Raw genomic sequence first — 26,680 nt, 5'->3', positions numbered from 1 at the left:
CACCCCCCGTAAGGAACGTTATGACTGCAAAGAAGAGTGCTGGATCATCAAATCACGACGATATAACCGATGGCCGTATCGTGTCCTCTCGCCATCTGGTATCGGAACGTTGCGCGGAATTATCAGAGCTGGAGTACGCGTTGATCATGACCAGCAACGCGTTTAACAAATGGATGGTGCGCTGCATGACCGCCGCCGGTGAGCCAGATATGGGCGCTTTTGATGTCTCGCTTCTGCATCACGTGAACCACCGCGACCGCAAGAAAAAGCTGGCCGACATCTGTTTTGTCCTGAACGTGGAAGATACCCATGTGGTGACGTATGCACTGAAGAAGCTGGTCAAGGCGGGCTACGTGACGAGTGAAAAAGCTGGAAAAGAGCTCTATTTCTCAACGACGGAGGAAGGGAAAGCGTTATGCATGAAATACCGCGACGTGCGGGAAGCGTGCCTGATCAATATCCATGCGGAGAGCGGGATTTCCGGAGCGTCTATTGGTGACACCGCGCAGCTGCTCCGGACCATATCTTCCCTGTATGACACCGCCGCGCGGGCGGCGGCATCACTGTAGTTAAGGGCGTCTGAAAAGCGAAATACTTCGTCCGGCCAGATGGTAATCCACGGCTTTGGTGATGACCGTCCCGGGGACAACGTCATCCGCCGTGGAGAGTTCCAGTACCCAGCCTCCTTCGCCAAACTGGGGGATCTGGAACGGCACGGTGCCTTCAAACGGGTTAAACAGCATCAGCACATCGTGCCAGAGGCCCGGCTCCTGTCTGAGGTCCGGTCTGCTGATGGATACGCCGAGGGTTGAACCTTCATCCCACTGCTCATCCTGCTGCGGGCCGCCGCCGGCGTTAAACCAGCGGATCTCAAGTCCGTCGCGCCAGCTTTCTCGCCGCAGCAATGGCTGTTTCGCGCGAAGGGCAATCAGATGGCGGGTAAAGTCGCGCAGGGCGGTGTCGTTTTCCGATAACCCCTTCCAGTCGATCCAGGAGATCTCGCTGTCCTGGCAATACCCGTTATTGTTGCCCTTTTGCGTACGGCCAAACTCATCCCCGGCCAGCAGCATTGGCGTGCCGTGAGAGAACAACAGCGTGGTGAGGAAATTACGCTTCTGCCGCTCCCGGGTAGTGATAATATCCGGATTCTCTGTCGGCCCTTCCTCTCCGTAGTTATACGACCGGTTATCGTTATGCCCGTCGTTATTGTCTTCACCATTGTCGGCATTATGCTTTTCGTTGTAAGACACCAGGTCATTCAACGTAAAGCCGTCGTGGGCGGTGATAAAGTTGATGCTGGCCCACGGACGGCGTCCGCGCAGGTCGTACAAGTCACCGGAACCGAGCAGGCGCGCGGCGAAGTCGTTAGACACGTTATCGCCCTTCCAGTACTCACGTACGGTATCGCGGTATTTGTCGTTCCACTCCCCCCAGCCTGGCGGGAAGCCGCCGACCTGATAACCGCCGGGGCCGATATCCCAGGGTTCACCAATCAGCTTCAGACGGGATAACACCGGATCCTGCGTGACGGCATCGAAAAAGCCACCGCGTGGATCAAAGCCTTCGGGCTCACGGCCCAGAATTGTCCCGAGGTCGAAACGGAAACCGTCAATATGCATCGATTCGGCCCAGTAGCGCAGTGAATCCATCACCATCTGGAGCACTCTCGGGTGGGAGGTATTCACCGTATTCCCCGTTCCGGTGTCGTTAATGTAATACCGGTGTTGATCGGGTAAGGTGCGGTAATAGCTGAAGTTGTCGATCCCCTTAAACGACAGCGTTGGGCCGAGCTCATTGCCTTCTGCCGTGTGGTTATAGACAACATCAAGGATCACCTCGATGCCTGCGTCATGATAGGCGCGCACCATATCGCGAAAACCCTGGATCCCCGCCGGACCGTAATAGCGTGACGCCGGTGCAAAGAAGCCGAGCGTGTTGTAGCCCCAGAAGTTTTTCAGCCCCCTGTCGAGCAGGTGTTGATCGTCCGGGAACCAGTGAACCGGCAGCAGTTCAACAGAGGTGATGCCAAGGCTTTTGATATAATCGACCGAGGCTTTGTGTCCCATCCCTTCAAACGTACCGCGCAGTTCAGGCGGAATCGCCGGGTTAAGCTGGGTAAAGCCCTTCACGTGGCTCTCATACACAACGGTATTCGGCCACGGAATGATTGGCCGGTTATCATCCTGCCAGTCAAAAGCATTGGGGTCGATGACCTTGCATTTTGGCGTGAACGGCGCGCTGTCGCGGGTATCAAAACTGAGGTCGAGATCGTCATGACCCAGCTCATAGCCGAAATGGGCGTCGTTCCAGTCGATATCGCCCACCAGTTCACGGGCATACGGATCGATAAGCAGTTTATTCGGGTTGAAGCGATGCCCGTTTTCCGGGTCATACGGGCCGTAAACACGATAGCCGTACAGCGCGCCAGGCTTCAGATCCGGCACATAGCCGTGCCACACTTCATGGGTATATTCCGGCAGCTCCAGCCGGGCGATTTCGGTTTTTCCTGAAGGGTCAAACAGACAGAGCTCAACCCGCTCCGCATGTGCTGAAAACAGCGCAAAGTTGACCCCCTTCCCGTCATAATTTGCGCCTTGCTGCTGGCCATGACCGGCCCGAATTTCAAACGTATTATCCTTTGGCATTTTTTGTTCTCCACGATCATTCGCAGGTAAGCAGAACCATTAAGCATCCCGTTTCAGACGTTACATCCAGCGTCTCTTGCAGAACCCGGCTTTCACCGGTGAACAGATCCCGGTAGCGTTTTCCTGCCAGCGCATCGGGTATAGCAATAGTGGTATTGGCCCACAGTGCTTCATGGGTTGTCACGTCGAAGACCAGCCGCGGCACGGCAACAATCAGCGCCTCCTCGTCTTTCACGCGTGCGTAAACAATCAGGTTCTCCGCCCGCTCGCCGCTCACCTTCAGTGGCAGCCAGTCACCGTAATGGAATAGCGCGGCATAATGTGGACGAAGCCGTAACAGCGTGGCGGTGACATATTGCTTAACGCTTCCGTCTCGCCAGCATTCCGGGCGGGCAAATACCCCGGCATCCGCCGTGCTGAGGTGGTGCACCAGCGCGGGGAAATCCGGTTCCCGTCGGTTATCCGGGTCGACAAGGCTAAAGTTAAGCGCTTCGCAGCCCTGATAGATGTCCGGTACCCCAGGTGCGGTGAGTTTGATCACCGTCTGGCTGAGGCTGTTCATCAGCCCTGCACGGATAAAAGGCTGCATCGCCTCACTGAAATCCTTCAGGAACAGCGTGTTGTCCGGTGAAAGCAGATGCCGGGCATAGCTCAGCACCACGCTCTCATAGCTTTCGTTGCTGTCTATCCAGTCTGTGCGTTGTTTGGCTTCGCGCAGCGCTTTCTCCAGGAAGCCGAGGAAGCGCTCTTCGAGTGATTTCAGCCCGTCGACATCGTCAGGTGACAGCGTGGCGGGCCAGACGCCGGCCAGAGCCTGATAAATCATCCAGGTATCGGCAGCGTTCGGCGCGGTACCGTCGCTCAGAAAACGCACGTGGGTTTGATTCATCTGCCGCCAGCGGGCCAGATTTTCGCCCCACTGTTCCGGCGCTTCCGTCAGGGTATAGAGGCGTGCCCGGGCATCTTCACCGCGCTTCGTGTCATGGGTGGATGTCCCGAGTAAGGCGTCAGGCTGGCGAGCAAGACGGATGCGCATTTCCTGATGAAAACGCGATAGCGAAAAGGCGCGCGGCGTCGGGTCTGCACCCACTTCGTTAAGCGCCAGCTCCAGGTTATGGCGAAAGAACAGCGTATCTTCCACGGATTTCGCCATCAGTGGCCCGGTGAGTTGCTGGAAGCGGGTTCTGAAACGAGCCGCGTCGTCGTGGCAATTTTCAGGAAGATCGCCGGTAAGAATACATACGATCAGGCTCAGGGCCGCTTCAGAGGTGTTAACGCTTGCGACAACGCGATTGAGCAGCGCCACGTCAGAGGCGGTTAATCCTTCACGGGTGCCGTAGGTCCGATACACCGGAAACGCGATCAGCAGCTCGCGCAACGCATGGTGGATCTCGTCGGGTTGCAGTTCAACCGCATTGCGTCGGGCAAGATCGGTGGCGATAGTTAACAGGGTAGTGAATTCGCCCTCAAAATTGCGATCGGTCATCAGCCCTTTGGCATCCCGTAACGCTGCAAACCGATCAACGGTTTCCCCGAGCGTGTCGTCATGGATTTTCTCCAGGCGGTCAAGGCGGCTGTCGTCCACCAGAACTTCCGCCAGCGAGGCAATAAACTCGTACCCCGTGGTGCCGGAGACTGGCCATTCGACGGGCAGCTGTTCCCCCTTGGCGAGAATTTTTTCAACCGTGATGTAACACGCCGGTCCGGTTGCCTGGCGCAGACGCTGCAGATAGCCCAACGGATCGGCCAGACCGTCGATATGGTCAATTCGCAGACCGTCAACGACGCCAGAATGAACCAGTTCAAGGATCAATCGGTGTGTATCACTAAATACCGACGCGTCTTCAACCCGCACGCCCACCAGGCCGGTGATTTCGAAGAAACGCCGCCACGAGAGCTGTTTCGGGGCTTCACGCCAGGACATCAGCCTCCAGCTCTGGGCCTCGTGCAGCGCCGCAATGCTTTTACCCTCCACAAAGGTACCCGGGTTAAGAGGATAGGCGGTGTCGTAGTAGACCAGCGCGGCTTTGTCCGTGACAGGGTCACGTTTTACAGTGATGGCGCCCTTCTCAAGCTCCGCCTCAAAGGTGTCGCCCAGAAACGGCAGCGTAAGCGGCCGTGACCAGTCAATATCGAAATAGCGTGCGTAGCGGCTCTGTTTGCCGTGCTCAATCATGTCTCGCCACCAGTGATTCTCCAGCGAGGTCGACATGTGGTTAGGCACAATATCCAGTATCAAGCCCATTCCCGCCTGCCTGAGTGCGGCCGCCATACGGTCGAATCCTTCTCGTCCGCCAATGGCGGGGTCGATTTCATTCGGGTCGGTCACGTCATAGCCGTGCGTAGAGCCGGTTGTGGCGGTAAACACAGGTGAGGCGTAAAGATGGCTGATGCCGAGATCTTTCATATACGGCACCAGTTCCACGACACGGTCAAACGTCATGCCGTTACGGAACTGAATACGGTAGGTCGCGGAAGGGATCATAACGATGCTTCTCCATCAGCAAAGCGAACAATAATACTGTTCGGCGGTAACACCTCGTTCACCTCCGGCCAGCTAAAGAGCGTTTCTCCTGCCAGTGCAGGCACATCAACAGCCTTATTGCCGGTATTGAACGCCAGAGACAACGTTCCGGTCGGGAATCGCCAGCTCACTGCAATCATGCCGGGTGCCGTCCTGATGACCTTGCCCTCCACCGTGACGCCCTTTCGCAGTAACGGAACGATATGACGATGGCGCAACGTCAGCAGCGTTCGCGTGAAGCGAAGCCACGTTTTACCGTCATCGGTGGCGACCTTATTCCAGTCAATTTTAGAGCGAACAAAGGTCTGCACGTCATTCGGGTCGGGGACGGACGCATCGTGCCCGGCATGGCCGGTAAACTCTTTTGCGCGCCCTTCTCGCACTGCTTTAGCAAGCTCACCGTGAAAATCGGTAAAGAACAAAAACGGATTGGTTTCACCAAACTCTTCCCCCATAAACAGCAGCGGAATATGGGGCGAAAGCAGCAGTGCAGCAAGCAACACCCGTGTTTTATCGGCCCCCGCGAGGGCGATCAGTCTCTCTCCCTGAGCGCGGTTGCCGGTTTGATCGTGGTTTTGAATAAAATCGACAAAAAACTGTGGCGGCTGCGTGTGACATTCCACGCCGCGCGATTTGCCGGTCTGGAGAGAAACCTCGCCCTGATAGACAAAACCTTCCGTCAGCGCACGGGCGAGTTTTTTCTCCGGTTCAAAGGCAAAATCCTGGTAGTACGCATGCGTTTCGCCGGTGGCAAAGACATGCGCGGCATTGTGAAAGTCATCGTTCCACTCCGCGGTAAAAAGCGGGGTCGCACCGTGTGCGTCACGCGGATGCAGGAAGATAACGTTACGGCTGTCTTCGGTGGTGAGATGGATCTGCCGCCCGGGGATAGCCTCGCGAATGCGTTCGGCAATCTCCTGCAGGATATGTTTATCCGATGCGTCTTTAATCTGGTCGATGGCATCAAACCGTAATCCATCAAGATGGTATTCCGTCAGCCAGAACAGCGGGGCTTCGGTAATGTATTGCCTGACCGGCTCAGCCTCGTAAGCAATCCCGTTGCCCCAGGGCGTCATCCGTTCCGCGTCGAAAAACGCGGGTGACAGCACAGGCAGATAATTGCCTTCCGGGCCGAAGTGGTTAAGCACAATATCCAGCACGACAGAAAGCCCAAGCCCATGCGCAGCATCGATAAAGGCGTGGAAGTCTTCTGGCGTGCCATAGGCAGAGTGAGGTGCATACAGCAATACCCCGTCATATCCCCAGCCGCGCGATCCGCCAAACTGTGAGACGGGCATGACTTCAATCTGGGTAATGCCAAGTTCAGCCAGGTAAGGCAGTTTTTCAATGGCGGCCCGGAAGGTGCCCTCCGGGGTAAAGGTGCCGATGTGCAGCTCGTAAATCACCGTGTCTTCCCACGGACGCCCTGCCCACTCCCGGTTGCCGGGCGGATACCGTCTGGCATCGATAACAACCGAGGGACCGTTAACATCCCCAGCCTGGGCGCGCGACGCCGGATCGGGAACGGCCATGCCGTCCGGCAAAACATACTGATATTCTGTGCCGTGCGTGACGCCGGGGACGTCAATCTGGAACCAGCCGCTGCCGACCGCCGTCATTGGCAAGTCGTTTTCTGCCAGACGTAGCGTAAGTTCTTTCTGTCCTTCTGCCCAGACGCGAAAACGTACAACGTCATTGGAAATAAACTCAGCACCCCAGTGTTTTTGAAATGTCCTGAATTCCATTCATTGTCCTCGAATGACCCACATTTTACGCGGAATGAAGTACAAGCTTAGTTCAGGATCAAAAGAGTGTTACGCCAGCGGTTTTAATGGCTTCATCTATTATTTATAAAAATATTCGCCACAAGGAATACCATGCAGATTCGAAAAGGATTAAATACCGACCTCGCACGTCTTGAATGCTGTGACTTTTCATTCACCGTCAGTCACGTTGCGCGGGAGCCTTTTATACATTGTGATTTGCATATCGACGCTGTCGCCGTGCCTTATCGTAAAACGTATGAGCTCGATATGCAGACCCTTGAAAATCATTGCGTTAATCCGGATGCCATATTTCTTGTGGCCGAAACAGATGAGGGAGAAATTGCCGGTTTTATCACCGCCTCAATGAGCTGGAATAAATTTATCGCCGTTGACTATATTGCCGTTGAACGCACGAAACGCAGAGCTGGCGCGGCGCAAAAATTGATGGCGGCCGCACACGTGTGGGCGCGAAGCGTCAACGCGGCTGGATTAAGGCTCGAAACCCAGAATGTGAATGTTTCTGCCTGCCTGTTCTACCGTCATTATGGCTTTACGTTAGGCGGATACGATCGTTTCCTCTACAACGCATTACCGGAAAAAGACGAAATCGCCCTGTTCTGGTATTACATGCTGATCTGACCCTGGCTCTAACGGATATTGGCGGACGAAAGCGATTAGTCTGAAAATTATCCACCCAGCGCGCAAGGGAATGTGCGTCAGAATATGACTCACCTGCCTCCCTTCATTTTTCTGTCACTTAATTTCAATACGCTTACATGATTTTGACAATGACGTTAAGGAAAGAAGAGTGAATTCAATGGCTAAGGCATTACTGCTGGCATTACCTGTTTTGAGCGCGACCGCCACGGCAGCCGACCACGAAATCTGTGAGCCGAAAGCGTATGAGATGGCGCTGCGCTATCAACAGAAATCGGCAGAAATCATGGCACTTCAGCTGCAGACCTACCGTTTCGCCACCGAGCGTTTTAACGAAAAAATAAAAGGGCTGTCTACGCCAGAGAACTATGCCGTTGTGATGGATCTTGATGAAACGGTGCTGGATAACACCCCGTTACTGGCGCGTGATGCCGAACAGTGCCACGACTATACGAAATGGGACACCTGGAGTGACTGGGAAAAGCAGGGAAAACCGGGATTAATTCCTGGCGCGAAGGCGTTTCTTGATCGCGTGAATCAAAGTAAGGTCCGTATTTATTATGTATCTGACCGCATGCAGGAAAACAAAGCAGATACGCTCAATACGTTAAAATCCCTTGGCTTACCGCAGGTTTCAGAAGATAGCGTTCTGCTCGATACGGTCAGTAAAGAAGCCCGCCGCCAGAGCATCCTGAAGAAACAGCAGATAATCATGCTCTTCGGTGACAGCCTGCCTGATTTCGCCGCGCAATTTAAAAACAAAAAGCCGAGCGAAGCGCAGCGTGAACTCGTTGAGGCCAGCGCCGATCGCTTTGGCAGTGACTGGATTGTGTTGCCCAATGCCGCGTATGGCTCGTGGTCAAAAGCCACGCTTGAAGGCTGGAAAGCCCCGCTGAAGCAATAACGTCTGGCTTGCCGGGTGGCACATTGCTGCCACCCGACATTTGATCCGACCTATTCATCCCGTTTATAGGTCCTATCATTATCAGGCGGGTTCATATAATTTTACGGAGAAGTAAGATGAGCTCTTTCTGAAGGAGACCCTTATGCTGACCGTAAAAAAACTTGCCCTGACAACGCTGATTTCCAGTTCGTTATTGTTCTACCCTGCGCTTCAGGCTTCGGCAGAAACGCCCCAGCACGTGGTTAAACAGCCTGCCGGGGGGTACAGTGTGCAGGTTGGCGATATTATGGTGACCTCGTTTACCGACGGTACCGTGGCGCAAGACCTGCACAAATTACTTCGTCGGACGACCCCGCAGAAAACCGATGCGTTGCTCACACAAAATTTCCAGACCAACCCGGTAGAGGCGTCCATTAACGCTTTTCTGATTGCGCTACCCGGCCACAAGATTCTGGTGGATACCGGCTCAGGCCAGCTTTTTGGCCCCGGTAACGGCGGGCGACTGATTGAGAGTCTGGCAACGCAGGGGATCGCGCCGCAGGACATCACCGAGATTTTACTGACCCATGCACACTCCGACCATGCCGGAGGCCTGGTCAAAGATGGCAAGGCGGTGTTTACCAATGCGCGCGTTTTTGTCGGCAAACCTGACATCGACTTTTTCTTTAACAACGATAATCAGAAAAAAACCGGCTACGACCAGAACTACTTCGATGTCGCGCAGAAAACCTTAAAACCGTATCGTGATGCCGGCAAGGTGGTTCCTTTTTCCGGAACCTCGCAGCTTCTGCCCGGGATAACCGGCACGGTTCACCCGGGCCATACGCCTGGATCGGCCTTCTATACGCTGGAAAGTAAAGGCGAGAAAATCACCTTTGTCGGCGATATTATCCACGTCGCGGCGGTACAGTTCCCGCAGCCCGCCGTGACCATCGCCTACGACCAGGATCAGGACGGTGCGGCACGTGTCCGCCAGGATGCTTTTGCTGATTTTGTGAAAAACAGAGACCTTGTCGCAGCCCCCCACCTGCCGTTCCCGGGTATCGGTTACGTCACGAAAGGCGAGCACGGCGGTTACGCCTGGGTGCCCGTCACCTATACCAATCGTGACAGCCACAGCGCAAAGTAAAACGGATAACACGATGACGCCCGTTGCTGAGATGGATATCGACCTGATCCTGACGCTGGATGCATTGCTCCAGGATCAGAACATCACCCATGCGGCCGCGCGGCTCGGCATCAGCCAGCCCGCGATGTCCGCCCGTCTGGCGCGCCTGCGTTCGCTCTTTGGCGAACCGTTGTTTATCCCTTCCCCACATGGACGTGGGGTGTTGCCCACGCCCAGAGCGGAAGCGCTGCGGCCGCAGGTCATGACCGTATTGCGGGGCATTAACGCGATGTTTGCCCCCACCACCTTTGATGCGCAAACCAGCCAGCGGACATTTGTGATTGCCCTGCATGAAAATCCGGCCCTGATGCTGGGTGCCGAACTGCTTAATCAGTTCCGGGCCCATGCCCCGGGGATCCGCTTGCGGTTCGCGCTGCCAGAAATGGCAACCCTGCCGCAGCAGCTGGAAAAGGGTGATGTGGATGTCTATATCGGTGTGAGCACCGGCGCGCACGACGGCTGGGTCAGACGTAAACTTTTCGATGACCAGTTTGCAACAGCCCAGCGAAAAAGCCACCCCCGCGGTGTCGGGCCACTGGATCTGGAGCACTATTGCGCACTCTCTCATCTGGTGGTCTCTTCAGAGGGTGACCCGTTTACCGGCTTTGTGGATCAAACCCTGGGCGGACTGGGGTATCAGCGCAACGTGGTGATGTCCACACAGAGCTACGCCATGGCACCTCCGCTTGTCGCCAGCACGGACCTGCTCTGCACCTTACCGGAACGTATGCTGCAACGCTTTGCCTCGACGCTGGATATCTTTCCCCCGCCGCTGCCGCTGCAGCCGATTACCATCAGCATGTACTGGCACCCGAAAAACAGTCAGGATCCGGCAAGCCTCTGGCTGCGCGAGCAACTGCTGCTGGCCGCGGGACGTCAGATGTGATCGAGGGTATGCAGGAATTTCTTTAACACCTCTGAGCGAATGATCCTGTGGCACACCAGCTTCAGCTCGCTTTCCCTGAGCCTGTCAATGATGTCGACGTACACGACATTCTCCACGCTGACTGCCCTGGCGGAGACCGGCAGTAGCGCCATGCCAAACCCCGCAGAGACCAGGCTGATGACAGTAGGTACGTCGGTGGCGTTTTGTACCACCTCAGGCTGGAAACCTGCGCCGTAACAAACGTCATAGAAGTACTGTTCGAGGCCCATTCCCTTCGGGTCGCGCAGGGAGATCCATTTTTCGTCTTTCACCGAGGCGAGCGTAAGCGCGGACGATTTTGCCAGAGGATGCTGTGAAGAGAGCGCCAGCACCGTTTTCTCGGACGTAAACGGGCGGCTTTGCAGGTCGTCAGGCAGAGACGGCAGCGGCGCCCGGATGATGGCCACATCCAGCTGGTTGCTTTGCACGGCGCTATAGAGCGTCTGCACATTCCCCGTCATTAGCGACATGGTGATGGCAGGCCACCGACTGTGCATCTGGCGCAGCGCGGCAGGCAGCCTGGTGTCAAACATGGCGCTCGATACGCACCCGAGATTCAACACCCCTTGCTCCCCCCTCGCCGTTTGCCTGGCGTCCAGTACCGCCTGTTCCGTCAGGGCGATCGCCAGCCTGGCTTTCTCCAGGAAAGCTTCACCGGCCGGCGTCAGGGTTAAACGGCGGTTCGCCCGGCTAAAGAGCGTAACGCCTAACCGTTCCTCTAACGTTTTAATCTGCTGACTCAGCGCGGGTTGTGCCATGTTCAGGCGCTCCGCAGCCCGGTGCATGTGAAGCTCTTCCGCAACGACAATGAAATTACGCATCTGACGAAATTGCATAACGCTTCCCCGGATTTTTTGATAATAAATTTCTTATCAAAATAGCAGTAATGATGCAATTGATGCTATGGGCTATTGCCATAAAAATGGAGGCATGCAAACACGGGAGGAAAAAATGGAAAGCCCAGTCAACGATCTCAGAAGTGCCATCGCGTTACTGCAACGCCACGAAGGACAATATATTGAAACGGATCATCCGGTGGATCCCAACGCGGAGCTGGCGGGTGTTTATCGACACATTGGTGCGGGCGGCACGGTGAAACGCCCTACCCGAACGGGCCCGGCCATGATGTTCAATAACGTTAAAGGCTATCCGGATTCGCGTATCCTGGTGGGCATGCACGCCAGCCGGGAAAGAGCGGCACTCCTTCTGGGATGTGAACCCTCGACGCTCGCGCAGCACGTCGGTCAGGCCGTGAAAAACCCGATCGCGCCGGTTGTTGTCCCGGCATCGCAGGCCCCTTGCCAGGAGCAGGTATTCTACGCTGACGATCCTGATTTTGATCTGCGTAAACTGCTTCCGGCCCCGACAAATACGCCGATTGATGCTGGCCCGTTCTTCTGTCTGGGGCTGGTACTGGCAAGCGATCCGGAAGACAGTTCGCTGACTGACGTCACGATTCACCGTCTCTGCGTTCAGGAGCGCGATGAGCTTTCCATGTTCCTGGCCGCGGGGCGCCACATTGAGGTCTTTCGTAAAAAGGCTGAAGCAGCCGGAAAACCGCTGCCGGTGACGATCAACATGGGGCTCGACCCGGCGATTTATATCGGCGCCTGCTTTGAAGCGCCCACGACGCCGTTTGGTTATAACGAACTGGGCGTTGCCGGGGCGCTGCGTCAGAAACCGGTCGAACTGGTGCAGGGCGTGGCGGTAAAAGAGAAAGCGATCGCGCGGGCTGAAATCATTATCGAAGGCGAACTGCTGCCAGGCGTGCGCGTTAGAGAAGACCAGCACACCAACAGTGGCCATGCGATGCCGGAATTTCCGGGCTACTGCGGCGAGGCAAACCCTTCTTTGCCCGTCATCAAAGTGAAAGCCGTCACCCTGCGTCACCAGGCAATCCTGCAAACGCTGGTGGGGCCAGGTGAAGAGCACACCACGCTCGCAGGCCTGCCAACGGAGGCCAGCATCCGCAATGCCGTTGAAGAGGCCATTCCGGGCTTCCTGCAAAATGTCTATGCGCATACCGCGGGCGGCGGTAAGTTCCTCGGCATTCTGCAGGTGAAAAAACGCCAGCCATCCGATGAAGGACGTCAGGGACAGGCGGCGCTTATCGCACTCGCGACCTATTCCGAGCTGAAAAACATCATTCTTGTCGACGAAGACGTGGATATTTTCGACAGCGACGACATCCTGTGGGCGATGACCACCCGCATGCAGGGAGATGTCAGCATCACCACTATTCCAGGGATCCGCGGCCACCAGCTGGATCCGTCGCAGTCGCCGGATTACAGCACGTCGATTCGCGGAAACGGCATTTCCTGTAAGACCATCTTCGACTGCACGGTACCGTGGGCGCTGAAGGACCGCTTCGAACGCGCGCCGTTTATGGAGGTTGACCCACGTCCGTGGGCACCAGATTTGTTTGACACAAAACACGACTAGCGCGTTCGCGATACAAAAGAGCGTATGGCTTTCGGGTCATACGCTCTTCTGTTTTTCATCGCAGGCAAAAAGGGAAATTGCCGCTTCCCCTGCTTTCTTGTACCCTTTCGTCGTTAACCCCAACCCCACAAGAACTGAGACATCCGGACGCTTATGACTGCACACCTTTCTAAAGACCCTTTACATGGCGTAACGCTGGAGATGCAGGTCAATGCCCTGGTTGCACGATATGGCTGGAGTGAGTTGGGCGATCGAATCAAAATTAACTGTTTCAGAAAAGACCCAAGCGTTAAATCGAGCCTGAAATTTCTGCGCCGCACGCCCTGGGCTCGCGCAGAAGTTGAAGCCCTGTATCTTGATTCCCTGAATGATGAGGGGATCGCAGAACCGGACGAACCCGCCTTTAACCCCTGGGCTAACAGTCGGATAACCAAGAGCTAAAACGCAAATGACGCGACATGTAAAACGGATTGGTGCGCTGACTGCCTGTGCACTTTTACTTGTTAGTTGCTCCTCAAAACCACCAAAATCACTGGTAACGCCTCTCCCAACCGCGAGCAAACCGACCCAGCAGGCTAACGAGCCGATGCGTGGGATCTGGCTGGCAACCGTCTCACGCCTGGACTGGCCTCCGGTGGCCTCAGTGAATGGCCGCGATGCGCAAGACCGCATCGCGATGCAAAAACAGGCCCTGACGAACAAGCTCGACAAGCTTAAGCACCTCGGTATCAATACCGTGTTTTTCCAGGTCAAACCGGACAGCACGGCGCTCTGGTCGTCTAAAATTCTGCCGTGGTCAGATATGCTCACCGGCAATATCGGCGAGTACCCGGGCTACGATCCGCTGCAGTTTATGCTCGATGAAGCGCACAAGCGCGGCATGAAAGTCCATGCCTGGTTCAACCCTTACCGCGTTTCAACCAATACCAAACCGTCGACCATTGCCGCGCTGAACCGCACGTCGTCATTGCAGCCTTCCAGCGTTTATGTCCAGCACCCGGAATGGATTCGTATTGCCGGCGATCGTTTTGTACTCGACCCCGGCATTCCGCAAGTGCGTGACTGGATAACGCAGGTGGTCACCGAAGTGGTTGCGCACTATCCCATTGATGGCGTGCAGTTTGACGACTATTTCTATACTGAATCACCGGGATCCGCGCTCAATGACGCGCAGACTTTCAGACAATACGGTCAGGGATTTGCCTCTAAAGCAGACTGGCGCCGCCACAATACGCAGCAGCTGATTGTGCAGGTCTCCCGGGCCATTAAGCAGACGAAGCCTGGCGTGGAGTTTGGTGTCAGCCCGGCTGGCGTATGGCGTAACCGCTCATTCGACCCGGCAGGCTCAGACACGCGCGGTGCCGCAGCCTACGATGAATCCTACGCCGACACGCGTCAGTGGGTGCAGCAGGGCCTGCTGGACTATATCGCACCACAAATTTACTGGCCTTTCTCCCGGGATGCGGCGCGCTATGACGTGCTGACGAAATGGTGGGCAGAGGTGGTGAAACCGACGCATACCCGCCTGTATATCGGCATTGCGTTCTACAAGGTAGGCGAACCGTCGAAAAATGAACCGGACTGGACGGTTCAGGGCGGCGTGCCGGAGCTGAAAAAACAGCTCGATCTCAACGATTCTCTGCCCAACGTGAATGGCACGATCCTGTTCCGCGAAGATTATCTTAACCAGCCGCAGACGCAGGAAGCCGTCAGCTACCTGCGCGGACGCTGGGGTAGCTGACCGGTCAACATCAGGCAGAAACACCCTGTTTCTGCCTGTTTTTGACTACGGCTTCGGCCCAAACATCGCCTCAAGCTGTTTTTCATCCGGCATGCCGACCACCTGCTGAAGCTCATTATCGGCATTCAGATAATAAATGGCGGGCGTAGCGTTCGCGCCCAGGTTGTCCATTAACGTCTGGTGTTTTTGCAGTATGTCGACGGTTTCACGGGATGCAGTGCCCTGCGGTTTTGGCAATTTTTTCCCGCCAGAAAGCTCGTAATCACGCCATGCCGAAACGGGATCTTTCGCATTCAGGATAGCGGAGGCATTACGCCCACTGTTGGGGTTGAGAAACGCCACCAGCAGCGTATTAAGCTGCACCTTGCCCGCCTTCACCCACGGCTGCGCCTCGGACCAGAATTGCTTGCAGTATGGGCAGAACGGATCGGCAAAGACGAAGACTTTGCGCGGAGCGTTATCCGCCCCCTCTTTCAGGGGATGCGCCGCGTTCAGTTGCTTCCACATTTCGCGTCCCATCGGGGCGTAGATCTCTTTCTGGAAATAGCCTTCACTCAGGTTTTTTCCCTTTTCATCGTACAGATAGCCAGAAATTACGTGCTTGCCGTCAGGGGTTAAAAACAGCGTAACGCCCATATCCTGATACTGCCCCAGCCAGGCCGGCGCGCCCCCTGGTGCATCAATTTTCTTAATGATTTTGATATTCTGCTGCTCGCTGAAGAGCTTCACCACATCCGGTATCGCTTCAGCGGCCTGCGCCAGCCCTGACGTTGCCAGCACCGACAGTAACAGTAATTTTTTCATTTTCCGCTCCGGGATCATTGGGGACGAACCGCCCCCTTCACGTTAACGATTTTTCAGTGCGTCACTGACCATTTCATCGAACTGCTCAAAAGGAACCCAGCCCGGGAGTAACCCTTCGCCAATCAGCGTGGCCGGTGTTCCCTGGATACCCATCTTTTCGGCGATGATCAGGCTGCGTTTGATCGTCACCAGGCTCTCATCATCAGGCGTTGTGACGTTCACCCCGGCCCGTTTTTGCGCCTCCTGAATGCTGGCGTCATCGTGATATCCCTTTTTGGCCATCAGGGTATGGTTAAATTTCATAAATTGCTCAGGATGCGCGCGCCAGACGGTTAAGGCATCGCGTGCTGAGGTCAGTGAACTTTCCGACCGGAAAGGCAAGAACTTAAATACCACCGCCACATCCGGGTGTTTTTCGACGATCTTTTCCAGGTAAGGATCGAATTTCTTGCAGTACGGGCAGTTGTAATCCGTAAAGACCACCAGGGTGAGCTTCGGATCCTTGGCGCCAATGCGCGGCGAGTCCGGGTCGTTAAACAGAAAGTCATAAACCATCTTCTGTGCACGTTGCTCCTGTTCCGGCGTCATGGTCTGCGCCGCCATCACCTGCGCTGAGGTCAACAGTAGCAGAAGCGTAATAAGGATTCTTTTCATAATACATTTAGCCTTTAGCGTTGTTCAGGGTGGCAATAAGCGTGTCTTTATCCAGCAGCGGCGAAAGCATCTCCCCCTCAGGGAAGCCCGGGCCGTACACCTCATTAAACGGGATGGCGTAACGGTTTCGCTTTTCAAGGAATTCGGCGATAAACGCTGAAGGCTTGCTCCAGTCGCCACGCAGCGCCACCACGTCCGGCTGGCTAAGTGCGGCAATAACGTCAGGCTGATTCAACACCCGATGCTCATTTACCTTGCAGGTAACACACCAGTCCGCGGAGATATCCACGAAGACCCGTTTGCCCTGCGCAAGGGCACCCTGAATAGCGTCTTCACTTAGCGGTTGCCACGGGATTGCCTGAGCGACGCTTGCGGTGTTTGTTACAGGCGATGAGGTAAGCAACCCGCGCAGCTGGTACCCGCCAAAGGCTGACAGCGCGATCACCACGCACCAGAACAGCGGCGAGGTTTTCTGCCCGGTCATCGCAAGCAGTGCGATAGCGACGACGATAAGCACTAACATCACGCTCTGGCTCACCGCCTCACCCAGATGCGGGTTAAGCAACGTCACCAGCCACAGGCTGGAAGCCAGCATCATCAGGCCAAGAATAATTTTCAGGCCGTTCATCCAGCGACCGGGTTTTGGCAGCAGCATGGCGGTTTTTGGAACCAGCGCAACAAACAACCACGGCAAACTCATCCCCACGCCGAGCATCAGGAAGATAAGCCACAGGGAATGCAGCGGTGCGCCAAGAGCAAAGGCCACCGCCGTGCCGAGGAACGGCGCAGAACATGGTGTGGCCAGCAGCGTGGCAAACATCCCTTCGCAGAAACTGCCGGCAAGCCCCGTTCCCCCTGCCGTTGCCAGCCGTCCTGCGGCGGCAGAAGGCAGCAGCATCTCAATCGCCCCGAACAGATTGAGTGCGAAGAGGAAGGTCACCGCGACCATCAGGCCAATAAACCACGGATTCTGGAACTGAATACCCCAGCCCAGCGAGGCACCGGTCAGCTTAAGCGCGGTTACCATTGCGGCCAGCAGCATAAAGGAGACCAAAATCCCGGCACTGGTAGCCAGAAAACGGAGCCTGATCATCCGTCTGTCTGAGCCCGCATGGAGCACGCTGTTGAGCTTCATGCCCATCACCGGCAGCACGCAAGGCATCAGGTTCAGGATCAACCCGCCCAGTAGCGCAAAGAGCACCATTTTGCCGGTTCCCTCAGACACGCCCGCCGCTGACGGTTCCGCGGGCGTTGCCCCGACGGTCATCACGGTTTGCTGCGCTTTATCGCCATTGGTAAGCACAAATGACAGCGCTTTTCCCTGCAGTGAAGTGGGTTTATCTCCCCACTCATCGGTCACGGGCACCGTTACCCGAAGCTGATTGCCATCGGCTTTGAGGGTCGGTTCACCGGGAAGAATGTCGCCTTCCAGCGGGTCAAAATAGATCCCCGGCTTGTCCCATTGCCCTTGTGTGGTTCCCGTAATGATCAGCTTGTCGTCTGATAACCAGGCTGACAGGTCTGCGGACACGCCAGATGTCGCGGGAATGGCCTGCATCGCGCGTTCAAACGCGTGGCTGAATCCCTCATCCACCGGCTGGTTAAAATCAAGGTGCAGCTTATAGTCCGTCAGCAGACAGACATTACTGCACGTGGAAAGGGTAAGCGTCCCGTCGAGCGCATCCCCCGCCGCACCGTCGAGGGTTATGGGGATGATGACCTTATCGTGATAGCCCTGGGTGGTCATCCCGGAGATATCAAAGCGCGAAGGCACCGGCCAGTGCCAGTCATCCGTTACGCCAGCCGGCCAGGTGATTTTCGGGGCTACGCCGCCCTCGCCGGGTGAACGCCAGTAGGTTTTCCAGCCGGGCTGCAGCTCAACGGTGAGCAGCGCGAGGATGCGGTTTTGCTCCCTTTCCGCCTGAACGCGGATCCGGGCATGATCGTTTTGCGGGGAAACCAGCCAGCCTGTATCCGCCGCATGGACAATGCCGATGCAGGACAGCCACAGGAAGACGAATCCCCTGAAGAGGTTAAACATGTTTTACTCCGTGAATAGTGAAAATTATCGTGTGGTGACGATGCTTTTCATTCACGGAAAACGCAGTTTTTGAGGTGTATTCGGGGAGGCGGTGCCTGAACGGGCTGTTCTCTCGGAACGCATGCCCGCCCTTGCGTAAACAACTGAAGTAGCGCGAAGAAGATGATAATCGCCGGTAGCGCACCATCAAAGAACAGTGGCTGAGCACAAAGCAGCGAGTGTGCGCCTAACTGACACGGCGATGGCCCGGACGGCTCAGCGTCGCTGGTTTGTGCCGGGGCATCAGCAATCAGGGTCGTTTGCGGATCCAGTCCCTGCAAAAAATGGTTGAGATAAACCGCACGCTGCACCAGGCAAATCGCCATCGCCAGACATGTGATTATCAAAAGCCATTTTCCCAGAAGCTGACGGTTGCGCATAACGTTCCAAATTTACCAGACGCCCCGATCATAAACGATAGTGATGAATCTACAAGTCCTGACAATGTAAGGTTTTGTCTGTCGGCGTTAGTCACCGGTCAGCGCATCATAGACGTCCCGCAGTCGCGTGCGCAGGAAAAGCACCGCCTTGTGCTTACGCGATAACAGCGCCTGCTCGCTGGCCCCGGTTTCCTCTGCCAGCATTTTAATGCTGTAGCCCTGGAGCTCCGTTTTTTCAAAAACCTCGCGCTGAGGCGGCGGAAGTTCAGACAGCGCCTGACCCAGTTCTTCCCACAGCAGCGTTTTAAGGTACTCCTCCTCCGGCGTATGCGGGACACCGAACAGGGTTTCCGCCAGTTCATCTTCGGGGAAGTCCTCATCATCATCCCCGGTAAAATATCCTGAAAGAGAGACCTCACGCTTTTTCCGCGCCCGGTCGGTCATCTCATTACGTGCCGCGCGAAACAGCCAGGCGGCGACGTTTTCGACCGGCTGCTCCACTTTCATCAGCTGATAGGTAACTTCCTGCAAAATATCGTCGGCATCATCGCGCACGGACGTTCGTCCGCGGATAAAGGCTTTCAGCCGGGCGCGGCAGGCATTAAGCGCCGACATCAGCAATGACTCTCCCGCCAGCCCGGTTTTCATCTCGCTCACTCTGCTTCCGGCGTTTTCGGCGCGCTGTCGTCGCGTTTATCTTCGCGATGACCGTGCCAGCCGCAGTGCCCGCGACCATGGCGACCAAAGCCTTCGCGACGCTGCTGAATAAACGCCTCACGCTGTTCGGGGGTCATGTTCATCCAGCGTTCGTGCATACGACGGTGCGCGCCGAACATCCCCGGGCGGAAACCCAGCCCGCCGAACAGGATCCGGCTTAATACCAGAATCCCCAGCGCCTGCCAGAAACCGATGGCTTTCACGCCAAGAATGGCCGGGAGTAAGGCATTCCACAGGGTCATGACCACCAGTCCCAGCACAAGGACGATTACCGCGCCTATCACCAGCCCTTTACCCATACGGTGGTGGCCAAACCCGCGTCCGTGCCCTCTTCCGTGCATATCGAAATCTCTCATGGTGTTTACCTCATTTACAGTGATTGATTATGGCTTGTGATGAGGTAGACGGATGAGGCGGGGAAATATTGCTGGGGAGAATATAAAATTTTTTGTACTTACGGATTTTAACGCATATCGCTCACGACGGGTGGGCGCTATGCGTCACCTCCCGACATATCACCTCGTACGAAAAATTCGTTTAAGTAATGCGGTGGCGATAACGGCCAGGATGATTGACAGCAACGTAAGGAAGATGAGTGAGGATAATAGCGGGTTTAGCATGCCACCTAAACGGGCGAAGTCGCTGGTCGTTAAAAGGCTTAAAGTCACTCATACCATATGCTTACCAGTTCGCCGTTGATATAGCGCTCTTTTTGCCGGGTGACGGGCTCCGGCAACGGAGGCTCCAGCATAACTGACATGTAATGTGCCGTTTTCCTCTTATGGAATAAAACAACCTGCATTTTAAGTGCCGGTCTTTTTGCTTAATCCAGACATCAATTTTGCCATGAAATGATGTCGTCCAGACCTGAGAGCATGCCGGGAAGGTAACTTTCATCAATATCGAAGGAATCGTCAAGGGTAATACTGTCAGCATGGTTTTCAGGCTTCAGTACCATACTAACGCCAACAGCACCGGCAAAATGCGCCTGATGAAACTTAAGCATAACCTGCTCGAATGCCGAGGTTAAACTAATATCCTTAGACTTTCCCCCTGTCTTTAAAGCCTGATGGAGAGCATGTTTATCATTCCTGAATTGCTCGAGTTGACAGACAAAAAACTCTGCAGCAAACTCAGTTTTTAAGACAGGGATTGAGAATTCAACCCATACCATAATACGGCTATAGGCAGGCACCTCATCTTCAGTCAGCCTTTCATAGGGCGTTAATTTAAGGTGCCTGTCACCACTTGTGATATCTATCATGATCCCCTCTTCACGGCATTTAGCTTTATCCTTTGTCGTGGTTTTGGTCGCTTTCGGATGCTGCAGCGCTCGCAGGTGTTTCACCTTTGGCTTGCGCCTGAGCTTTACCTTTGGCTTTTGCGGCTTCGGATCTTTGGTATGCAGCCATTTCGCCGTGACGCCGGTGTATACCTCCCGGTCGGCAATGGCAAACTGATGCCGGTCAACGCACCGTCATTGCGTCCCCATAGTCCAGCTTCCCCCGCTCTGTACGTTGGCGTGCGCGTGGTCATCCAACCTGCACACCTTTTGAGATGAGTGTCCCTCCGGTGTGCTCGATGTTCCCGCCTTTATACACTTCAGGCGTGCCGGTCGCCAGCTTGTTGGTTCATACCACCTCTGGTGTATCGAGCGTGATGCGGGTCGAGGCTTTAGGTACGGTGGACGTAATGGAATCCGACGCGTTGACGTCGGCGGTTTTGATGCCTGACACGAAGAGTGCGCCGCTTTCGGGCTCGTATTCGATAACCGCCCCGTCAGAGAAAATGCCCGGTAGCAAAAAGGCGGTATCGAGCTCACCACCGATGGCCAGCAATAACACCTGCTCACCAACCGAGGGAGCCCACCACACGCGGGAGCGACCGGCGCGAGAGGTGAGCCAGTTTAACCGGCCTGGACACGACACATCCCTCGTCGAGGTCGATATCGGTCACAATGCCGGTGCGAATGAGATTTCTAAGAAGACGTAAAATTTCGTTGGTTTGTATGTTTATGTCGCAATCGTGAGTTATTTTGATTTAACATGAAATTCGACTAGATTCTGGCATATCTTACACAACAAACTTATGACCATCAGGATTAGATAATGAATACCGTTTTCTTCAGCAATCCAGATAATCAATATCTCATTTCAAATAAACTTCGTGAATTGAATGCAATGGACACCGATGGCGAGATAAGTTTCAGTAAAGAACGAGACTACCTCGTGATGGGGGCGTTACAACTTTTTTTAAAACATGCTGCAATATGGGATGAAAGGGTTCAGTTTAATATACAGCTAATCGGTGAGACGTTCATTAGAGAGCTAAAGACACCTGTAAATGAAGAAAATCTTAACTTACTCTTCACTTCTTGCTTCAGATTTTTTATGGAAAATCATATCTTCCATAAAGACAATCTATTTCAACTCACCGAGGCCATAAAACAATTCGCAATTTGTAGACAAGATGAATTCGACGAAAGATCATCAAGCCAGATCACATATACTCTAAAAGAAATGCCTCTAACAATGATTAGAGAGATTTTAAGTAGCGATAACGCTAAGGAAGGTGCGAATAAGCAGGTCATGTCTTCCCAAGCTGACTCGTTGATTAAAATTTCGCGGATCTGGGCCGATTTTTTTCCCGCAAACACATCGAATCAGCCTATTTAGGCTATTTTTTCCACCATTTCTGGCGTTATTTCCGGTTTTTACTGAGATCTCTCCCACTGACGTATCATTTGGTCCACCCGAAACAGGTTGGCCAGGGTGAATAACATCGCCAGTTGGTTATCGTTTTTCAGCAGCCCCTTGTATCTGGCTTTCACGAAGCCGAACTGCCGCTTGATGATGCGAAACGGGTGCTCCACCCTGGCACGGATGCTGGCTTTCATGTATTCGATGTTGATGGCCGTTTTGTTCTTGCGCGGATGCTGCTTCAAGGTTTTTACCTTGCCGGGACGCTCGGCGATCAGCCAGTCCACATCCACCTCGGCCAGCTCCTCGCGCTGTGGCGCTCCTTGGTAGCCGGCATCGGCTGAGACAAATTGCTCCTCTCCATGAAGCAGATTACCCAGCTGATTGAGGTCATGCTCGTTGGCCGCGGTGGTGACCAGGCTGTGGGTCAGGCCACTCTTGGCATCGACACCAATGTGGGCCTTCATGCCAAAGTGCCACTGATTGCCTTTCTTGGTCTGATGCATCTCCGGATCGCGTTGCTGCTCTTTGTTCTTGGTAGAGCTGGGTGCCTCAATGATGGTGGCATCCACCAAAGTGCCTTGGGTCATCATGACGCCTGCTTCGGCCAGCCAGCGATTGATGGTCTTGAACAATTGACGGGCCAGTTGATGCTGCTCGAGCAGGTGGCGGAAATTCATGATGGTGGTGCGATCCGGCAGGGCGCTATCCAGGGATAATCGGGCAAACAGGCGCATGGAGGCGATTTCGTACAGGGCATCTTCCATGGCACCGTCGCTCAGGTTGTACCAATGCTGCATGCAGTGAATACGCAGCATGGTCTCCAGCGGATAGGGCCGTCGGCCATTGCCCGCCTTGGGATAAAACGGCTCGATGACAGCGGTCATATTCTGCCATGGCAGAATCTGCTCCATGCGGGAGAGGAAAATCTCTTTTCGGGTCTGACGGCGCTTAGTGCTGAATTCACTATCGGCGAAGGTGAGTTGATGGCTCATGATGTCCCTCTGGGATGCGCTCCGGATGAATATGATGATCTCATATCAGGAACTTGTTCGCACCTTCCCTAAGTCATACCAAGAGTATATCCGTAGAGCTAATGACCTTGAAGATGCAGGGCGCCATTGGGATTCAATTTTAAAGGAGAACTTGGCTAAATCCGAAAAACTAAACGAATCCCTAGTTATGCAGGCAAATAAATTTAACTTTGTTGGTCTTTATAAGGGATTTGCAGAGCTTGGGGACAATAAATCTAAAGAGCTAAAATCAGCCAAGTATCTTATGTTTATCTTGGGCATACTTATTCCGTTCCCTCTACTGATAGAGATCCTGACGTTTGCAGAGTCTGGGGCATTGCTCTCTGGGTGGTCAAGCATGGCAAAGAACATCCCCATACTTTCACTGACATTAATACTCGTATATTTCTTTAGAGTTTCACTTTTAAATTTCAACTCTATCCGCGCACAATTAATCCAAATTGACCTTAGAAAAAGCCTTTGCCAATTCATCCAGAATTACGCAACTTACGCTCAAGAAATTAGAGAGCATAACACAGAACTGTTAGTGAAGTTTGAAGAGGTTATTTTTTCTAATATAATGCCATCAGAGGACAAGATACCCTCGACTTTTGATGGGATTGAGCAACTAACAAATTTAATTGGTGCGTTAAAAAAGTGAGGTTAACTCCTTTTTTGGAAAGACTGTAAAATAATGTCTTTTATTAAACCCTCATTATCCGAGTTTAAACCAAACAGGACGCGCTTTGGATACTGCACATCCCTACTTTTCGGGTTTGGCCGATCTTTAAGCCCCAACTGATGAATACTCGCGATACGCTGCACTTCTTGTCTGGCGCAACTTTCCAGCTACGCCAGACATTAAAAAGGCTCCATCAGGAGCCTCTCATTATCAATCAAGCCTGCGCCGGCAAACTAAAGCTCGAAATACTCCTCGAGAGCTGCTGCGCCTGCTCTTCCAGGGAAGCGGCGGCTGCGGCGGACTGCTGAACCAGCGCGGCGTTCTGCTGGGTCACGCCATCCATCTCTGTCACCGCCTGACCAACCTGGCTGATCCCACGGCTTTGCTCTTCAGAGGCCACGGAGATCTGCTCCATCAACGTATTCACTTTATTCACGGAGCTGATAATAGAATCAATGACCTCGCCTGAACGGTTCACCAGTTCAGCACCGTTTTTGACGCTGGAAACCGACTGGGCAATCAGGCTTTCAATGTCTTTTGCGGCAACCGCGCTTTTCTGCGCAAGGGTGCGCACTTCACTGGCCACCACGGCGAAGCCGCGTCCCTGTGTGCCGGCGCGTGCTGCTTCAACCGCGGCGTTGAGTGCCAGAATGTTGGTCTGGAAAGCAATGCTGTTGATGACGCTGGTGATGTCCTCGATGCGCTTAGAGTTCGCCGCGATGGTATTCATCGTTTCGATCACTTCGCGGGTCACGGCCTCACCGGTGTGCGCATTGTTCACCGCGTCCTGCACCAGTTTTCCTGCCTGATGAACGTTATCGGTGTTATTCGCCACGGTCGCGCTCAGCTCTTCCATGCTGGCCGCCGTCTGGGTTAACGCGGAGGCCTGCTGCTCGGTGCGTGAAGCCAGATCGATATTCCCGGAAGCAATTTCCTGCGCGGCGTGGGTGACAGTTTGGCTCGCGTCACGCACCTGGGCGATAGTCGACAGAAGCGCCTGGCGCATCTGCTCCATTGAGCCCATCAGGTGATCGATTTCATTGCCGGAGGTGCCTTTTACCGGCACTGGAATGTCCAGTTTACCGGCGGCAATCTGGCTGCAGTGCTCGCGTGCCAGGTTGACCGGCGCGAAAACAAAGCGCTTCATCAGCAGGCTGACGGCAACAATCACGATTACAAACAGGAAAGCAATCGCCGCAATGATCGCCAGACCGGAGATGAAATTACTGCTCGCATCCTCGTTCAGGGTTTTGGCATATTTCTGGTGAACGGCAAGTACCTGGTCGAGAACGATTTCATACTGACGGTCGAGGCGGGACACCTCCGGGATAAGCGCATTAAACTTTGCGACATCGTGCGCAGCGGCGGCATCAATCAACGGTGCCAGCCCCTGGTTACGGTAGTTTTGCCAGGCATCCTGATACGCACTCACCAGCGGCGCTTCATCCGACAGGCGCGGAGACGCCATAAACGCCGCAAAAGCATGATCCGCTTTTGTGAGGGCCTCTTTAACCGCGGAAAGTTTCGCTGACTCATCAGCCGAGTTCCCCGCTTCCACCATCTTCACGTACTCCATCACCCTGACGCGCAAGGTACGGCTGTGGTTGATGGGGTCAATGATCGACAGCACAACCTGGATTTCTTTGTTCACATTATCCAGGGAATTATTACTTTTAATGATGAGGCCAACGCTGGTAATGGTGCTGACGACAAAGAAGAAAAGCAGAGCAAAAAGGACAATCAGGGATGATTTTTTTAACGACATGGACCGATACCTCAAAAATAAACATTCCCTATCGTTATCGGCCGATCCAAAACTTAAATTAATTAAAGTTATTAACGTTTCCCTTCAACAGCCAGGGCTATGCTTTCGCTTTATAGCGCCGCTGCAGGGTGGCATCCAGTTTTCGCTGTAACGGTTGTGGCGTTTCGCCGTCGATCAGTTTGCCAATCAGATCAAAGCAGTGCCACGCCAGCTGGCGGTTATCCTGGCGAATGGTATCAACCGGAATGGTGAGCGAGTCGTAGAGGTAGTGATCGTCAAAGCTGGCTAACCGGATATCACTTTGCATCAGGTTATGCTGACCCATATAGCGCAATACCCCTTCCAGCAGACCACAGGCGGCAGTGAACAAGGCTTTTGGCGGGCGTCCCAGGCGGGCGCACAGCTCGGCGAACATCTCGTAGCCGGAGCTCGGGTGATAGTTTCCGTGAATAATCCACTCCGGGCGCAGCGCCACATTGGCCTCTTGCAGCCCTTGCTTAAACCCTTCCAGACGATCGCGCGTCGGGGAAAGCCGCGGCTGCCCGCCAAGGAAGTAAATTTCATCAGGATGCTGGTGCGCAATGTCGGCCACCAGTTCCGCCGTCGGGGTAATGGAATCGGTGATCACCAACGGCAATGTGCTGTCGTTCATATGGCGGTCAAAAAGGACGACCGGCAGCTGTTCGCTCAGCTTCTGGTAGTCGGCATCATTGAGCATACTGGAGGCCACAATCAGCCCGTCCACCTGACGCGCCACCATGTTATTAACCACCACCGTCTCCTGGCCCGGGTTTTCATCACTGCAGGAGATGAGCAGTTGAACGCCTGCCTCACGGCACAGTGTCTCCAGTTCGTGAGAAAACACCGCAAAGCCGTAGTTAGTGATCTCCGGCACCACCAGGCCGATGGTGTGGCTACGGTTATCACGCAGCGAGCGCGCGTGAATGCTGGGCTGGTAATGATGCTCTTTCGCAATCGCCAGCACGCGCTCACGCGTCTCTTCCGCCACGCGAAGCTCTTTGCTGCGCCCGTTCAGTACCAGGCTGGCGGTGGCTTTTGAAACCCCCGCCAGTTCCGCGATGTCTTTAATTGTGACGCGTTTTGTTTTTCTCAC

General features: G+C 54.5%; 25 protein-coding genes and 3 pseudogenes. 9 read left to right on the top strand and 19 right to left on the bottom strand.

All coding sequences use genetic code 11. From position 1 onward, the window contains the following. The first annotated feature begins 20 nt into the window (after positions 1-20). Positions 21-569, top strand: coding sequence for a winged helix DNA-binding protein (locus tag HV157_RS01510; RefSeq protein ID WP_014170092.1), 549 nt, complete (start codon positions 21-23; stop codon positions 567-569). Here the strand turns inward: HV157_RS01510 and glgX are convergent, their stop codons facing one another. Genes glgX through treZ form a run of 3 tightly spaced genes read right to left on the bottom strand, consistent with a single transcriptional unit; the run spans position 570 to position 6,914 of the window. Further along, positions 570-2,645 (bottom strand): glycogen debranching protein GlgX, encoded by a 2,076-nt coding sequence (glgX, locus tag HV157_RS01505; RefSeq protein WP_182268590.1) that lies wholly within the window; start codon positions 2,643-2,645, stop codon positions 570-572. It abuts the gene before it with no gap. Positions 2,646-2,661: 16 nt separating this feature from the next. Further along, positions 2,662-5,130 carry a malto-oligosyltrehalose synthase gene (gene treY / locus HV157_RS01500; protein ID WP_138614010.1) on the bottom strand — a complete coding sequence of 823 codons (2,469 nt, stop codon included), beginning with the start codon at positions 5,128-5,130 and terminating at the stop codon, positions 2,662-2,664. Next, positions 5,127-6,914 carry a malto-oligosyltrehalose trehalohydrolase gene (gene treZ / locus HV157_RS01495; RefSeq protein ID WP_138614012.1) on the bottom strand — a complete coding sequence of 596 codons (1,788 nt, stop codon included), beginning with the start codon at positions 6,912-6,914 and terminating at the stop codon, positions 5,127-5,129. Before treZ ends, treY begins: the two co-directional genes overlap by 4 nt. Before the next feature lie 132 nt (positions 6,915-7,046). On the opposite strand from treZ, the gene HV157_RS01490 reads away from it, so the two are divergent. The 4 genes from HV157_RS01490 (at position 7,047) to HV157_RS01475 (ending at position 10,550) form a co-directional block, all read left to right on the top strand. After that, the gene (locus HV157_RS01490; RefSeq protein WP_020884118.1) at positions 7,047-7,574 is read left to right on the top strand and encodes a GNAT family N-acetyltransferase; all 528 of its coding nucleotides are present in this window, start codon (positions 7,047-7,049) and stop codon (positions 7,572-7,574) included. A 169-nt stretch (positions 7,575-7,743) separates the two neighbouring features. Then, complete coding sequence (locus HV157_RS01485; RefSeq protein WP_047744673.1) at positions 7,744-8,496, top strand: 5'-nucleotidase, lipoprotein e(P4) family; 753 nt, start codon at positions 7,744-7,746, stop codon at positions 8,494-8,496. 142 nt (positions 8,497-8,638) lie between these two features. Continuing rightward, a complete protein-coding gene (locus HV157_RS01480) occupies positions 8,639-9,625 on the top strand; it encodes an MBL fold metallo-hydrolase (protein WP_014170098.1) in 987 nt (328 codons plus the stop codon). Positions 9,626-9,638: 13 nt separating this feature from the next. Further along, positions 9,639-10,550: a LysR family transcriptional regulator gene (locus HV157_RS01475; RefSeq protein ID WP_182268591.1), complete on the top strand. Its 912-nt coding sequence runs from the start codon at positions 9,639-9,641 to the stop codon at positions 10,548-10,550. Here the strand turns inward: HV157_RS01475 and HV157_RS01470 are convergent. Then, positions 10,541-11,425 carry a LysR substrate-binding domain-containing protein gene (locus tag HV157_RS01470; protein ID WP_032678177.1) on the bottom strand — a complete coding sequence of 295 codons (885 nt, stop codon included), beginning with the start codon at positions 11,423-11,425 and terminating at the stop codon, positions 10,541-10,543. The genes HV157_RS01475 and HV157_RS01470 overlap by 10 nt on opposite strands. A gap of 115 nt (positions 11,426-11,540) precedes the next feature. Here HV157_RS01470 and HV157_RS01465 point away from each other — a divergent pair, with 115 nt between their 5' ends. The 3 genes from HV157_RS01465 (at position 11,541) to HV157_RS01455 (ending at position 14,772) form a co-directional block, all read left to right on the top strand. Then, a complete protein-coding gene (locus tag HV157_RS01465; RefSeq protein ID WP_020884113.1) occupies positions 11,541-13,031 on the top strand; it encodes a UbiD family decarboxylase in 1,491 nt (496 codons plus the stop codon). Positions 13,032-13,184: 153 nt separating this feature from the next. Next, positions 13,185-13,472 carry a VF530 family protein gene (locus HV157_RS01460; protein ID WP_014170105.1) on the top strand — a complete coding sequence of 96 codons (288 nt, stop codon included), beginning with the start codon at positions 13,185-13,187 and terminating at the stop codon, positions 13,470-13,472. A gap of 7 nt (positions 13,473-13,479) precedes the next feature. After that, positions 13,480-14,772, top strand: coding sequence for a glycoside hydrolase family 10 protein (locus HV157_RS01455; protein WP_025204161.1), 1,293 nt, complete (start codon positions 13,480-13,482; stop codon positions 14,770-14,772). 45 nt (positions 14,773-14,817) lie between these two features. On the opposite strand, the gene dsbG is transcribed toward HV157_RS01455, so the two are convergent. From dsbG to HV157_RS01400, 12 genes and pseudogenes are all read right to left on the bottom strand, one after another. Beyond that, positions 14,818-15,576: a thiol:disulfide interchange protein DsbG gene (gene dsbG / locus HV157_RS01450; RefSeq protein WP_032678179.1), complete on the bottom strand. Its 759-nt coding sequence runs from the start codon at positions 15,574-15,576 to the stop codon at positions 14,818-14,820. Positions 15,577-15,618: 42 nt separating this feature from the next. After that, positions 15,619-16,230 carry a DsbA family protein gene (locus tag HV157_RS01445; protein ID WP_020884110.1) on the bottom strand — a complete coding sequence of 204 codons (612 nt, stop codon included), beginning with the start codon at positions 16,228-16,230 and terminating at the stop codon, positions 15,619-15,621. Positions 16,231-16,237: 7 nt separating this feature from the next. Continuing rightward, positions 16,238-18,271 carry a protein-disulfide reductase DsbD domain-containing protein gene (locus HV157_RS01440; protein WP_182268592.1) on the bottom strand — a complete coding sequence of 678 codons (2,034 nt, stop codon included), beginning with the start codon at positions 18,269-18,271 and terminating at the stop codon, positions 16,238-16,240. A gap of 47 nt (positions 18,272-18,318) precedes the next feature. Next, complete coding sequence (locus HV157_RS01435; protein ID WP_040017533.1) at positions 18,319-18,690, bottom strand: hypothetical protein; 372 nt, start codon at positions 18,688-18,690, stop codon at positions 18,319-18,321. 87 nt (positions 18,691-18,777) lie between these two features. Continuing rightward, positions 18,778-19,338: an RNA polymerase sigma factor gene (locus HV157_RS01430; protein ID WP_080010525.1), complete on the bottom strand. Its 561-nt coding sequence runs from the start codon at positions 19,336-19,338 to the stop codon at positions 18,778-18,780. 5 nt (positions 19,339-19,343) lie between these two features. After that, complete coding sequence (locus HV157_RS01425) at positions 19,344-19,763, bottom strand: hypothetical protein (protein ID WP_182268593.1); 420 nt, start codon at positions 19,761-19,763, stop codon at positions 19,344-19,346. Positions 19,764-20,071: 308 nt separating this feature from the next. Further along, positions 20,072-20,186 (bottom strand): annotated as a pseudogene (locus HV157_RS26165) (phage tail protein); the annotation flags it as partial. Between the two features lie 56 nt (positions 20,187-20,242). Further along, entirely contained in the window at positions 20,243-20,671 is a 429-nt protein-coding gene (locus tag HV157_RS01420) for a hypothetical protein (RefSeq protein WP_233100372.1), read from the bottom strand. Between the two features lie 36 nt (positions 20,672-20,707). Beyond that, a pseudogene (locus HV157_RS01415) lies at positions 20,708-20,875 on the bottom strand (phage late control D family protein); the annotation flags it as partial. 9 nt (positions 20,876-20,884) lie between these two features. After that, a pseudogene (locus tag HV157_RS01410) lies at positions 20,885-21,423 on the bottom strand (phage baseplate assembly protein V). Positions 21,424-21,953: 530 nt separating this feature from the next. Continuing rightward, the gene (locus tag HV157_RS26415) at positions 21,954-22,139 is read right to left on the bottom strand and encodes a hypothetical protein (RefSeq protein WP_346010509.1); all 186 of its coding nucleotides are present in this window, start codon (positions 22,137-22,139) and stop codon (positions 21,954-21,956) included. Further along, on the bottom strand, positions 22,121-23,101 hold the full coding sequence (locus HV157_RS01400) for an IS5-like element ISKpn26 family transposase (RefSeq protein WP_000019445.1): 981 nt from the start codon (positions 23,099-23,101) through the stop codon (positions 22,121-22,123). Before HV157_RS01400 ends, HV157_RS26415 begins: the two co-directional genes overlap by 19 nt. A gap of 25 nt (positions 23,102-23,126) precedes the next feature. Here HV157_RS01400 and HV157_RS01395 point away from each other — a divergent pair, with 25 nt between their 5' ends. Then, complete coding sequence (locus HV157_RS01395; RefSeq protein WP_182268595.1) at positions 23,127-23,780, top strand: hypothetical protein; 654 nt, start codon at positions 23,127-23,129, stop codon at positions 23,778-23,780. Positions 23,781-23,782: 2 nt separating this feature from the next. Here the strand turns inward: HV157_RS01395 and HV157_RS01390 are convergent, their stop codons facing one another. The 3 genes from HV157_RS01390 to HV157_RS01380 all read right to left on the bottom strand — a co-directional run bounded on the left by HV157_RS01390 (position 23,783) and on the right by HV157_RS01380 (position 26,680). Next, the gene (locus HV157_RS01390; protein WP_249420785.1) at positions 23,783-23,944 is read right to left on the bottom strand and encodes a phage virion morphogenesis protein; all 162 of its coding nucleotides are present in this window, start codon (positions 23,942-23,944) and stop codon (positions 23,783-23,785) included. A gap of 71 nt (positions 23,945-24,015) precedes the next feature. Beyond that, on the bottom strand, positions 24,016-25,566 hold the full coding sequence (locus tag HV157_RS01385; RefSeq protein WP_040017542.1) for a methyl-accepting chemotaxis protein: 1,551 nt from the start codon (positions 25,564-25,566) through the stop codon (positions 24,016-24,018). 97 nt (positions 25,567-25,663) lie between these two features. Continuing rightward, entirely contained in the window at positions 25,664-26,680 is a 1,017-nt protein-coding gene (locus HV157_RS01380; protein ID WP_182268596.1) for a LacI family DNA-binding transcriptional regulator, read from the bottom strand.

Source organism: Enterobacter sp. RHBSTW-00318, assembly GCF_014101375.1.
Classification (GTDB): Bacteria; Pseudomonadota; Gammaproteobacteria; order Enterobacterales; family Enterobacteriaceae; genus Enterobacter; species Enterobacter ludwigii.
The sequence above is the reverse complement of the archived record's forward strand: the minus strand, read 5'-3'. Positions and strand labels throughout refer to the sequence as shown.

Coding starts and splice junctions, on each gene's coding strand:
- HV157_RS01480 (WP_014170098.1), top strand. CDS start 8,639: ATGCTGACCGTAAAAAAACTTGCCCTGACAACGCTGATTTCCAGTTCG.
- HV157_RS01395 (WP_182268595.1), top strand. CDS start 23,127: ATGAATATGATGATCTCATATCAGGAACTTGTTCGCACCTTCCCTAAG.
- HV157_RS01460 (WP_014170105.1), top strand. CDS start 13,185: ATGACTGCACACCTTTCTAAAGACCCTTTACATGGCGTAACGCTGGAG.
- HV157_RS01435 (WP_040017533.1), bottom strand. CDS start 18,690: ATGCGCAACCGTCAGCTTCTGGGAAAATGGCTTTTGATAATCACATGT.
- HV157_RS01510 (WP_014170092.1), top strand. CDS start 21: ATGACTGCAAAGAAGAGTGCTGGATCATCAAATCACGACGATATAACC.
- HV157_RS01430 (WP_080010525.1), bottom strand. CDS start 19,338: ATGAAAACCGGGCTGGCGGGAGAGTCATTGCTGATGTCGGCGCTTAAT.
- HV157_RS01490 (WP_020884118.1), top strand. CDS start 7,047: ATGCAGATTCGAAAAGGATTAAATACCGACCTCGCACGTCTTGAATGC.
- HV157_RS01465 (WP_020884113.1), top strand. CDS start 11,541: ATGGAAAGCCCAGTCAACGATCTCAGAAGTGCCATCGCGTTACTGCAA.
- HV157_RS01385 (WP_040017542.1), bottom strand. CDS start 25,566: ATGTCGTTAAAAAAATCATCCCTGATTGTCCTTTTTGCTCTGCTTTTC.
- glgX (WP_182268590.1), bottom strand. CDS start 2,645: ATGCCAAAGGATAATACGTTTGAAATTCGGGCCGGTCATGGCCAGCAG.
- treY (WP_138614010.1), bottom strand. CDS start 5,130: ATGATCCCTTCCGCGACCTACCGTATTCAGTTCCGTAACGGCATGACG.
- dsbG (WP_032678179.1), bottom strand. CDS start 15,576: ATGAAAAAATTACTGTTACTGTCGGTGCTGGCAACGTCAGGGCTGGCG.
- HV157_RS01470 (WP_032678177.1), bottom strand. CDS start 11,425: ATGCAATTTCGTCAGATGCGTAATTTCATTGTCGTTGCGGAAGAGCTT.
- HV157_RS01455 (WP_025204161.1), top strand. CDS start 13,480: ATGACGCGACATGTAAAACGGATTGGTGCGCTGACTGCCTGTGCACTT.
- HV157_RS01440 (WP_182268592.1), bottom strand. CDS start 18,271: ATGTTTAACCTCTTCAGGGGATTCGTCTTCCTGTGGCTGTCCTGCATC.
- HV157_RS01400 (WP_000019445.1), bottom strand. CDS start 23,101: ATGAGCCATCAACTCACCTTCGCCGATAGTGAATTCAGCACTAAGCGC.
- treZ (WP_138614012.1), bottom strand. CDS start 6,914: ATGGAATTCAGGACATTTCAAAAACACTGGGGTGCTGAGTTTATTTCC.
- HV157_RS01425 (WP_182268593.1), bottom strand. CDS start 19,763: ATGAGAGATTTCGATATGCACGGAAGAGGGCACGGACGCGGGTTTGGC.
- HV157_RS01475 (WP_182268591.1), top strand. CDS start 9,639: ATGACGCCCGTTGCTGAGATGGATATCGACCTGATCCTGACGCTGGAT.
- HV157_RS01420 (WP_233100372.1), bottom strand. CDS start 20,671: ATGATAGATATCACAAGTGGTGACAGGCACCTTAAATTAACGCCCTAT.
- HV157_RS01445 (WP_020884110.1), bottom strand. CDS start 16,230: ATGAAAAGAATCCTTATTACGCTTCTGCTACTGTTGACCTCAGCGCAG.